Annotated in this window: 12 protein-coding genes; 5 read left to right on the forward strand and 7 right to left on the reverse strand. The window is 65.1% G+C overall.

Translation table 11 applies throughout. The features are described from left to right. Window positions 1-105: 105 nt before the first annotated feature. The 7 genes from ACH4PY_RS34105 to ACH4PY_RS34135 form a co-directional block, all read right to left on the reverse strand. Window positions 106-411 carry a hypothetical protein gene (locus ACH4PY_RS34105; protein WP_398192119.1) on the reverse strand — a complete coding sequence of 102 codons (306 nt, stop codon included), beginning with the start codon at window positions 409-411 and terminating at the stop codon, window positions 106-108. A 24-nt stretch (window positions 412-435) separates the two neighbouring features. Further along, a complete protein-coding gene (locus ACH4PY_RS34110) occupies window positions 436-630 on the reverse strand; it encodes a hypothetical protein (protein ID WP_398192120.1) in 195 nt (64 codons plus the stop codon). A gap of 16 nt (window positions 631-646) precedes the next feature. Beyond that, window positions 647-838, reverse strand: coding sequence for a mobile element transfer protein (locus tag ACH4PY_RS34115; RefSeq protein WP_398192122.1), 192 nt, complete (start codon window positions 836-838; stop codon window positions 647-649). Window positions 839-1,099: 261 nt separating this feature from the next. After that, window positions 1,100-1,768, reverse strand: coding sequence for a DUF2637 domain-containing protein (locus tag ACH4PY_RS34120; protein WP_398192124.1), 669 nt, complete (start codon window positions 1,766-1,768; stop codon window positions 1,100-1,102). 72 nt (window positions 1,769-1,840) lie between these two features. After that, on the reverse strand, window positions 1,841-3,217 hold the full coding sequence (locus ACH4PY_RS34125; RefSeq protein ID WP_398192126.1) for an FtsK/SpoIIIE domain-containing protein: 1,377 nt from the start codon (window positions 3,215-3,217) through the stop codon (window positions 1,841-1,843). Window positions 3,218-3,222: 5 nt separating this feature from the next. After that, window positions 3,223-3,573: a hypothetical protein gene (locus ACH4PY_RS34130; RefSeq protein WP_398192128.1), complete on the reverse strand. Its 351-nt coding sequence runs from the start codon at window positions 3,571-3,573 to the stop codon at window positions 3,223-3,225. A 175-nt stretch (window positions 3,574-3,748) separates the two neighbouring features. Then, window positions 3,749-4,537, reverse strand: a complete 789-nt coding sequence (locus ACH4PY_RS34135; protein WP_398192129.1) for a GntR family transcriptional regulator — start codon at window positions 4,535-4,537, stop codon at window positions 3,749-3,751. Window positions 4,538-4,643: 106 nt separating this feature from the next. On the opposite strand from ACH4PY_RS34135, the gene ACH4PY_RS34140 reads away from it, so the two are divergent. From ACH4PY_RS34140 to ACH4PY_RS34160, 5 genes are all read left to right on the forward strand, one after another. Beyond that, window positions 4,644-5,051 carry an NUDIX hydrolase gene (locus ACH4PY_RS34140; RefSeq protein WP_398192149.1) on the forward strand — a complete coding sequence of 136 codons (408 nt, stop codon included), beginning with the start codon at window positions 4,644-4,646 and terminating at the stop codon, window positions 5,049-5,051. 46 nt (window positions 5,052-5,097) lie between these two features. Further along, window positions 5,098-5,526 carry an ATP-binding protein gene (locus ACH4PY_RS34145; RefSeq protein WP_398192131.1) on the forward strand — a complete coding sequence of 143 codons (429 nt, stop codon included), beginning with the start codon at window positions 5,098-5,100 and terminating at the stop codon, window positions 5,524-5,526. Between the two features lie 807 nt (window positions 5,527-6,333). Further along, window positions 6,334-7,686 carry a ParB/Srx family N-terminal domain-containing protein gene (locus ACH4PY_RS34150; RefSeq protein ID WP_398192133.1) on the forward strand — a complete coding sequence of 451 codons (1,353 nt, stop codon included), beginning with the start codon at window positions 6,334-6,336 and terminating at the stop codon, window positions 7,684-7,686. Further along, window positions 7,683-8,558: a DNA adenine methylase gene (locus ACH4PY_RS34155; protein ID WP_398192135.1), complete on the forward strand. Its 876-nt coding sequence runs from the start codon at window positions 7,683-7,685 to the stop codon at window positions 8,556-8,558. Before ACH4PY_RS34150 ends, ACH4PY_RS34155 begins: the two co-directional genes overlap by 4 nt. 187 nt (window positions 8,559-8,745) lie before the next feature. Then, window positions 8,746-9,411, forward strand: coding sequence for a hypothetical protein (locus tag ACH4PY_RS34160; protein ID WP_398192137.1), 666 nt, complete (start codon window positions 8,746-8,748; stop codon window positions 9,409-9,411). The last annotated feature ends 843 nt before the right edge of the window (window positions 9,412-10,254 follow it).

A 10,254-nucleotide genomic window follows, 5' to 3' on the forward strand; every position in this document is an offset into this window, starting at 1 on the left:
GGGGTGATGATGGGCTCCTTCGCGGGCTGAGGTTCGTGGAGGTTGGCTGCCGGGGCGGCGGATGCTTGGCGGTATCGGTGCCGCCCCGGCAGTTCGATGTGACGGTCAGCGCTGGCGCGGCGGCGCGAGCAGCGAACGCGCGACCAGGGCGACGAGGGCGACCGAGACGGCCGCGACGGTGACAGCGACCAGCAGCGCGGTCAGGACGACGCCGACCGTGACGACCGCGGCCACTGCTCCAGCGGTGACGCCGAGGGTGGGCGCGACCCGGCGGCCCGGGGCGACGGCAACGGGCTGGGTCTGCTGGCAGGTGCAGACGGGTGCGTGCGCGTGCTGCGTGATTGCAGCCGAGGTGATGACGGGCGCAGCCGGAGTGGTCGGCGCGGGCGGGTACTTGGGGTTCAGGAACACGACGGACCTCTCTCGACTACTCGTCTAGGTGTGTGTGCCGTTGACGACGTCCACGCCGGTGCGGGTGCTGTCGTCGATGGCGGGGGCGAGGAAGGTGTGGGCGAGGTAGAAGCCGAACAGGGCGATGACGACGGCGACCCAGAGGCGGATGCCGAGGAACTTGATCGCGGCCCAGGCGATGATCCCGAGGACGGCGACCAGGGGCAGGCTGACGGTCACGAGCGAGGACTTCCTTTCAGCGGACCGGGCAGCGGTGGGTTCGTGCGGCCAGCTCGGCCGCGGCGCGGGAGTCGTAGTCGGCGGAGAAGCCGCAGCGAGGAGCGGTGCAGGCGGTGGTGTGCTTCTCGGCGCCGCGAGTGTCGTTGGAGGTGCCGATCTGGACGGGCCCGATGCTGGTCAGGTCGCGGAAGCGGCGGTTGGCGGGCAAAGCGAACTCTCCTTTTCTTGGGCTTGATTGCCTGGTGAGGTCGGGCGCTGCAAAGTAGTTGGCGTGCCTGAGAACGTCCGGGGGCGGCCTGGATGCTCGGACGGCGGGGGGCTGGGATGAGCGCGCGAGTGCGCCTGTTGTTGACGGCTGTCTTCTGGGGCGTGTGCGGCGCTCTCGGTATGGCGGCGTTCCACTGGTGGGGCAACGAGACGTGGCGTCAGGTGGCGCCCTTCCCCGTCGTCATGGTGGCGGCCGGCTGCTTCACGGAGTTGAGGTACTTGCGGCGGGAGAAGCGTTCGGCGCCGCTGCCGCCACCTCCGCCTTTGTGAGTTCTCCATTCAGGGCGGAGGCGATGACGTCGGCGAGGGGTGCCGGAACGCCGAGGCGAGCGCGGAGAGTTGGGGCGTCGATGGCGCTGCCGGTGCGGGTGCGATGCTCGGTGGCGACCTTGCGGGCGTGCGCGAGCAGGGCGGCCGGGACGGTGGGTTGACCGGGCACAGGTGCGGCTTCGGGCGCAGGGTCCGGTTCGGCGGTCACCGTGACGGGGGAGGGCTCCCGGTTCACCGGATCAGCGCCATGGACGAGGAGCGTCCCCCCGAGGAAGGCCAGGGCCGGCCATCCGGCGACGAGGAGGCGCAGCCACGCCGGTACGGACGCGGCGTCTAGGAGTCCTGCGGTGGCGACGTTGGCTCCGAGGGAGGCGACCAGCGCCACGACGAACCAGCACCAGGCCGCCGCCTTCCCCGTACCGGAGCGGAGCCGCCGCCATGCCGCGACGAGCAGCAGGTCGACGGAGACCGGGTAGGCCCACGCCTTCCATCCCTGTTGTCCTGCGGCGTCGGCGACGTCGTGCAGGTGGGCGAAGGACAGTGACGCGGCGATGAGCGCTTGGACGAGTACCGCGTCGACGCGGGCGAGGCGAGCACGCACGCGCGGGACCTCCTTTCCGTTTCCGGGCATGACGGGGTAGGGACGTGGCGCTGCACAGAAAAGGGGAGAGGGTCAGCCGCTGACGGGCCGCGGCTTGGCCAGGGGCACCGGCGGACCGGCCGGACGAGCCGGAACAGCGGGCCGGAAGGGTGCGAGGGCGGGCAGTTCAGGCACGCGGTCGGTGCTGGCGTCGCAGACGGCTGCGGCGTCGGCGAGGGAGAGGTACGGGGTGCGGATGCGGGACCAGCCGCCGGAGATGTCCCCGGCGACGGCGAGGCCGGGGCGTTCGGGCGGGATGGCGCAGGCGGCCAGGACCGCTTCGGGTGCGATGTCGCCGAGGGCCATCTTGGCGGAGGCTTCGTCGTTCACGCGGTGGCAGACGCGTCCGGTGAGCTGTGCCCGCAGCATGGTCGCGCCCTTGCCGAGTTCGGCGCCGAAGCGCTGCCCGCACACTTCCAGGTAGATGCCGGCGGCGCGGCCGAGCTGGGCGAGGCGGATGAGGTGGGTGACCATCTCGTCGCGCCGTTCCTCGTCCTTCTTCGTGGCGACGAGGAAGAGTTCGGCGACCTCATCGACGAACAGCACGATCGGCACGGGCCGTTGTGCCTCCGGCAGGCCCCACACGTCGGACGTGATGTCCTCGGTCGGTGTCGCGGGCGCGAAGCCCTGCCGGGCTTTGATCAGGTCGTAGCGGTCCTCCATCTCGCGTACGAGTACGGGCAGCAGTTCGGCCGCCTGCTGAGGGTCGGTGGCCAGGGCGGACAGCCGGGCCGCGAACGGCGCCAGCTCCACGCCCCGCTTGCAGTCGATCCCCACCAGCGCGACCCGTTGCGGGGCGAGCCCGGTGACCAGGTGCCGCAGGTACATGGACTTGCCCGACAGGGTGGCGCCGAGGGTGAGTTGGTGGGGGATCGTGCGGTAGTCCCGTACGAACGCGGTCGCATCCTCCCGCAGCGCCACCGGCACCTTGAGGAACCCGCCCGCGACCTTTCGGGGCATGCGGACCTTGCGCAGTACGTCGAAGCCGACAAGCCGCAGTTCGACCACGCCCGGCTTGACCACCGACACGTACACGGCGTGCACGCCCCACGCATGCCGCAGCCGTTCCGCGGAGGCCGCGACGTCGGCGGGTTCCTGACCGGGCGCGAGCCGCAGCCGGAACCGCAGACCGGTCGATGTCGGCCGGACGATCCCGCGCCGCGGAGGCACCGGCCGCACCTCCCGGCGAGTCGTCACCTGTACGGCCAGGGCCCGCAGCCGCGACGGCGGGACGGCCAGCCCGCAGGCGCCCATGACCGAGGCGTACGAACTGAGCAGACGGGCGGTCGAGACGGGAAGCCCGACCAGGGACCAGTACGCGGCCGGTTGCTCGGCCCGGAGGTAGGCAGCGCCACCGCCCACAGCGGTGACAGCGCCGCCCACCTCCAGCAACGTCATCAGGTCCGGCATCGGGCTCAGGCCCCCACCTGCGCGGGGAAGGCGGCCGGGGTGACGGCGGCAGCGCGGAAGGCGATCCCGTGCCGCTGCTGCCCGTTGAACATGCTCTCCCACGGCCGCGCCACCAGACCCGGCAGCGCGACCGGCGCCCCGAGGGCCAGGCCCTCACTCACCCCGCTCTGCGGAACGGTCACCTTCACGAGCGAGGACTCCCCGTCCTCGATGTACACGACCCCGAGCGTCATCAGCGGCTCACCGCTGACGGTGTCGGTGGCGACCTCGCCGGTCTGCCGGTCCTTGATCTTCGTCTCGGGCGCCTCGGTCAGCAGGATCGTGGCCGCCGAGGTCTCCACACGGATGGAACGCAACGCTTTCTCCTTCACCAGCGACAGCTAGTCGTCTATATGAGTGCCATTCGACGCCCCGGAAGGAGCGGGCACGCGTACCACTGTGCCACAGAACCTAGCTACTCGTCTATACGAGTTTGCCGGTGAAGGCGTACGAGTCCGCGAGAGCGCACGCATCACGACCCGTCCGTGCAGGTCAGGTGGCTGGAAGCTGATACGCGAGAACGTACGCGTCTGCCGCCATCACCGTGTCGCAGACCTCGACGGCACGTCCCTCGGTGTCGAAGGCGGTGCGGACGAGGTGGATGACGGGCACGCCGGCGGCCAGGTGCAGGGTCTTGACCTCGCCGGGCGCGGGCATCCGGGCCCGGATCTCTTCCTCGAAGTGGTCGAGCCGGTGCCCGAGGTCTTCCAGCCGGGCGTAGATGCCGCCGGGGCCGGGGTTTGGCTCGGCGATGGGGGTTCCCCGGGCGAGGTCCAGCGGCAGGTACGAGGTGGCGAACTCCACCGGGCGCCCGTCGAGGAGGTAGCGGCGGCGCCGTGCCAGCACTTTGCGGGGGCCGCCGAGGCGGGCGGCGACGTCCTGACTCGGCCGCTCCTCCTTGATCTCCAGGCTGTCGACGGTCGGGTGGCTGCCTGCGGCGTCAGCCTCCACGATGAAGGCGGACTTCCCCTGCTCCCGGTGCCGACGCGCGAACCGGTCGGAGGCCAGACGGCGCACGGGCGGCCGGGGTCGTACGAAGACACCCTTGCCGTGCTCGGAGACCACCAGGCCCTCACCCTGGAGGACGGACAGCGAGTTGCGGACGGTCATCCGCGAGACGCCGTAGTGGTCGACCAGCTCCGTCTCGCTGGGCAGCTTGTCGCCCTCGGCGAAGCGGCCCTTGTCGATGGCCTCGCGCAACTGGTCGGCGATCTGGCGGAACACCGCTCGGTCACTGGTCGGGTCCAGCGCCCCGAGCACGCCGGAAAAGGAACCAGGCATGATTACTCCTTTGGATATCTAGACGAGTGGCCGACCCTTGTTGCTACGGTGGGCAGCCTAGCCAGTCGAAGGGATCACGTACGTGCCGATCGAGCGCCCGCACTCGGTGAGCGTCGCCGGAGTCATCGTCGACGACGCCGGCCGGGCCCTGCTGATCCGCCGCCGGGACAACGGCCACTGGGAGCCACCCGGCGGTGTGCTCGAAGCCGGGGAGACCATCCCCGACGCCCTCCAGCGCGAAGTCCTGGAGGAAACCGGAATCAAGATCGCTCTCCCGGCGACCCTGACCGGCGTCTACAAGAACATGACCGGCCTGATCGTCTCGCTCGTCTTCCGCTGCGAAGCGATCGACGGCCACCCCTCCACCGGGGCCGAGACCAGCGCCCTGCGCTGGGCAACCCGCGACGAGGTTTCCGAACTCGCCGACGAGGCGTACGCAATCCGCGTCCTGGACGCCCTCGACACCGCGTCCCCGCCGGCCGTCCGCGCCCACGACGGCGTCAAACTCGTCTAGCTCGCAACACCCATCCATGGCCGCCCACCAGCAGAAAGCAACTTGTATGCACGAGTATATGAGTAGTCCGCAGATCTGGGGGCTGAGTTGCCCAGGTTCACCCGAAGACGTAGGCCGCGCCCGCCGCTGGACCCGCGACGTCCTGCGCGAATCCCCGTGCGCGGATGACGCGGCACTGATCGTCACGGAGCTGAGCACGAACGCCGTTCTCCACACGCACACCGACGCAACCGCTGACCAGCCGCCCGGAACCTTCTACGTCAGCCTGTCCGTCTCCGAGGCCCTGGTGTCCATCTCGGTGACCGACTCCGGAGCCACGAAGACCGCCCCGACCGTCGAGCACCCCGACGCCGACGAGACCCACGGCCGCGGCCTGGCGATGGTCACCACCCTCGCCCACCACGTCGAAACCCACGGCGACCAGCACGGCCACACCGTGACCGCCCACCTCACCACAGCGAAAGACGCCTCATGACCCCACCCACCCCAGCGACCGGCGAACCACCCAGCACCCACAGCTTGTGGACGGTCGCCCGCATCTGCCGAGCCCTGAACCACACGGTCCTGGAACGCCGCTTCCTGACAGACCTCACCCACGCCCCCGAGCCCGAAGTCATGTCCGTCTTCACGGCCTGGCGCAAGATCGCCGCAACGATCGAGCAGCACGCCCCCGGCGAGTCGCACCTTGAGGACCTGGCCTTACCCGCACGAGTCCAGCCCTTGGCCTCAGAAGGGCAGTGACCGTCCACCGCGACGCCGGACCGAGACATGCCCCAAGGGCCCCGACGCCATGAAGCTCCAGGCGGCCGGGGCCCTTTCACACGCCCACCCGAGCGAGCCCGAAGTGAGTAACAACCTTCTCTACGGGTTCAAGGCGGCTCGCTACCGCTCGCCGCGCGCTCCCCGGCTCACCGCCGGGGACGCCGCTCCTGTCTCCGCCCCGCTCCGTCCCCGGCTCCGCCGGTCGCGCACCAGCAGCGAGCCACATGACCAGGCTCAGACGAGGCCGGCCGGGGCTGGGGCGGTCGGCTCCGCGGCTTTACCACCTACCCGGTCCGGGACCCGCGTCGAGCAAGGCCAGGGCCACTCGGACACACTGCGGTCAGGCCCGCAGATCTGCCTGAGTTGCCAACGAGCGCACGGCCCCCTGCCCATGCTCGAACCCAGCCCAGGCAGGCCATCCGGCCAAACCCGCTCCGCCGCTCGGCTCGCCCTCTCCTCCTTGTAGTGATTTTTGCAGACTGCTACCCCGGAGCAGCCCACAAATGAGATCATCCCCACTATGGAGCAGCGGGACTTCGCGGTGGCGGACTTAACTCTCGACGGTCACAACCCTCGGCATGCTGTGCCGACACCAACGGCGCGTGACGCCATCGCAGCTCTGCTTGGTAAGGATCCCGAGAAACTATTGCGGCTGGCTCAAGACATCGCTCAAAAGGGGATCAACCCCACCGAGTTCCCTATCGTCGTATACGAAGACGGGCGCCCAGTTGTAATAGAGGGAAACCGCAGGGTCGCTGCACTCAAAGCACTCGCCGACCCGTCATTGGTAGACCAGCCGCGCATTCGGCAATTATTGGCAATTGCCGCACGTCGCCACTCCTTCCCGAGAAACGTTCGCTGTGTGGTCGCGGAAAATCGAGAAGCAGCGCGGCACTGGATTACGCTAAGGCATACCGGTGAAAACGAAGGCGTTGGAATCCAGCCCTGGACGACTGAGCAGAAGACGCGATTCGCCGAGAAAAAGAACCCTACAGAAAAAGCGCTGCGTTTCATGCAGCAAGTCTCAGAGTGGTACGGCGAAGACGAAAAGCTTTTGCAGGATATTGAATCTGTTCGCTCGATGCGACTCACTACGCTCGCTCGAATGCTCGCCGATCCCAAGGTCAGGAATTCCCTAGGGATAGACTTCCAGGATGACGGGATACTAGCTGAGTACGAGCCGGAAGTCATGCACAATTCGATAGCTCGCCTGTTTGCCGACCTGGCTACCCACCTCTCAGTATCACAGGTGAAAAGTAAGGATCAGCGGCGCGAGTACTTGGGTACCATCAAAGACCATCTGCCACAGAATTCACAGCGCCTGACTCAACCTCGGTTCATACAGGGGCTGAAAACCACAGCCACATCACTGCCAGCAACTCCGGCGCAGAATCAGCTAGCGACTCCTGCTCGCCCACCAGTCTCAGGTTCAATTAGGGCACAGCAGGATAAGCGCGTCTTCCAAAATGTTGTCATGAGAAACATTAGCCCGCGAACGGCCAAGGTACTCAATGAGGCGAAGAAGATAGTTATCGCCGAGTCACCGAATGTTGCGGCCATTATGATTCGAGCGGTCATCGATATCGCCGTAACTGAGGCGGCCGAAAAGCAGGGTTGGCGTCGGCGTCAAGATAAGTTGCGCGATCGAATCGGTGTAGCCCTACGTAATATCGACCCAGAGAATAATGACAGGACATTGGACGAAGCCCGCAGGATGTCACAGAATGATGGAGCCTTGTCTGTAAAGAACCTGCACAGCTTCATGCATCAATGGGACGTACATCCCATGATTGTGGACGTCACGACCCTCAGTGTCGTTTATTCACCGATGCTTCTAAAGCTGGACGCGTACTTGGGAGTCAATCCCAAATGAGATACATAAGTCCCCTCCGCTACCCTGGGGGGAAAGCGCGGCTCGCTACATATATCAAACACCTTATCGACTCCCAGGAACCACGGCCATCGCACTATGCGGAGCCATTCTGCGGGGGTGCCGGAGCAGCACTCAAACTACTCACCGACGGCACCGTAGAGCACATACATCTAAACGACGCCGATCCAGGGATCGCTGCCTTCTGGCGGTGCGTCTTCACCCTGACTGACGATTTTGCGGAGATGGTTCGTACCGCTGACGTGTCGGTCGACAGTTGGCGTAAGGCCTCAGATACGTACGCAAGCCCGCTAGGAAAAAACGACCTTGAATTAGGGTTCGCGACTTTCTTCCTAAATCGATGTAACCGTTCAGGAATCCTCCGCGCTCGTCCCATCGGCGGTTTCGAGCAGGAAGGTAAATGGAAGATCGACGCCCGATTCAACCGCACGGCTCTGGCAGAGCGCATAGAATTCCTTGGTCGATATCGAGATAAAGTCTCTTTGTCTCAAGAGGACGGACGGCAGCACATTCGAGATTTGGAGACGTTGGGCGAGAATGTCCTAGCGTATGTAGATCCTCCGTATTTGATTCAGGGTGACCGACTCTACATGGACTCTCTCAGCTCAGAAGACCACACCGAACTGGCGTCAGTCCTTTCGGTAAGTCCCATTAAGTGGTTTCTCACTTATGATGCCGAGAGTCGGATTACCGAGAGCCTGTACGTAAACCACCGCTGCATCCAATTCGAGATTGCACATAGTGCGCAGATTCGGCATCTAGGTGTCGAGTATGCCGTCTTCAGCAAGGCCTTGAGTCTTCCGGAGTTCGATGGCGTTATCGGTAAGGGTGACTATCTTTGGCTAACAGTCTGAGAGGGAAAGCGTGAGTATCATACATTTTCCCGAGTACCGCGCATACGACGCGGAAAGAGTCAAGGCTAGCGATGCAATGATGGCACTGCTAGCAGGCTCGCGACTGGCAGAAAATACACTGCGCCTAACCGACGGCAGTACCCGTCTTCTGCCCGAGATATTCCCGGCAGTACCCCATATTCGACGCATGAACCTGACGACAGCGAAGGCTCGCTCCCTACTCTCCCAGGCTGAGCAACACCTAGGAGCCATGGCTGTACCCTACGCCCTCGCAATCCATGAGGACTATGTGAAAACGTGCTTCAGTCTCTTACGTAGGGACAGGCGGATCACTTCGGCAGAAATCCAAGGCGCCAAAGCGTCAAACATGCATGGGCTGTTTGAGCAGAAAGTGGGGAATCAACTTCCCGGCGATTCCATAGAGCAGTTCCATCTCATACGTGGTATGCGTAATGCTGTAATCCACGCAGGCGGAAAACCCAAGAGTGGTCTCGTTGCCGCAGCCAATAGCTTGTCTGCTAATGCGCTGGCGCAGTGGATGAAACTAACTGGTGAGCATCCAGCTGCTCGCATTGCGCTCGGAGTCCCTGTAACGCTTTCGCACGGTGAGCTAGTTCTAGCATTGGCAGTGACGAAGCGCATATCGCAGGAGATGAACTTTGCGCTTAAGGATACTCTTTCACGTGATACATGGGCCGACGTTGCACTTGAGGATTTCGTCTCCGAGCATCCGCAGCTCGTCCACATAGCACAACGTAAGAGAAAGTTGGCCGGCTTTCTGCACAGCTACTACCAAGCTCTCGATTTGAGTGAGGCTGAGACGACGTCAGCGATACAGAGAGCAAGTTGGTAAAAGTGAAAAGAGGGCGCTCTCCCAGTTAAGCTACCCGCCGGGACTCGAACCCGGACCTCCCTCTTCTGCGGATGCCAGCGGTCATGAGCCGCAGCGGGCTTCTTTAGCCTCGCATCCCTCCACCGCAATGAGCCTAGCAGACACTGCTACAAGCTGACAGGTACTCACGTCAACTGTGACGTGTGGTGATCTTGCTTGCGGAGCGGGTGCCCGACTCGGAGCATGTTCGGGCACCGAGGCTGACGTCACCCGATCGTGCACCAGACCCTTCCTCGTCGTACAAATGATGGGTGTGGCCCTGTGATTCCCAAGCTCAGGGTCCCGGCGCCGCTGTCACGCAGTAGCTCGCTGGTGTTGCTCGGTTCGCCGGTGCCGACAGCGTGGCGGGGGACGGTGGGGCCAGGCGAGGCATACGCGCGCCTGATCGGTTCGCTGGCCCGCCGTCGTGGCTGGCTGTCGTTGGCTGAGGCTCGGACGGGCTGGGTAGTGGCCCTGCGCTGATCAACTCTGGGCCGTCGCTGGGCCGTGCGAGGGTGCTCACGGGTACCCAACGGCGACCAAGGACGACGGCAGGATAGTGGCCGGCAGATGCCCTGAGCAGGGATGACGCAGGTGGCCGCCTCAGCCAGCAAGAACCAGGGCAAGAAGTAGCCCTTCCCCGCTTTCCGCGTGCCCCCTCCCTTCACGGGGGAGGGGGCACGCGGTGCTTTGCGGGTCAGGTGGCGGGCAGCCGGTACGCGAGGACGTACGCGTCGGCCGCCAGGGCGGTTGCAAGTTCCTGGATCGCGTGGATCGTCCGCGTTGAGTGGGAGTTGACGTGGCAACAGGACAGGCACGAGACCG

The organism is Streptomyces sp. NPDC021224 (genome assembly GCF_044332905.1).
Classification (GTDB): domain Bacteria; phylum Actinomycetota; class Actinomycetes; order Streptomycetales; family Streptomycetaceae; genus Actinacidiphila.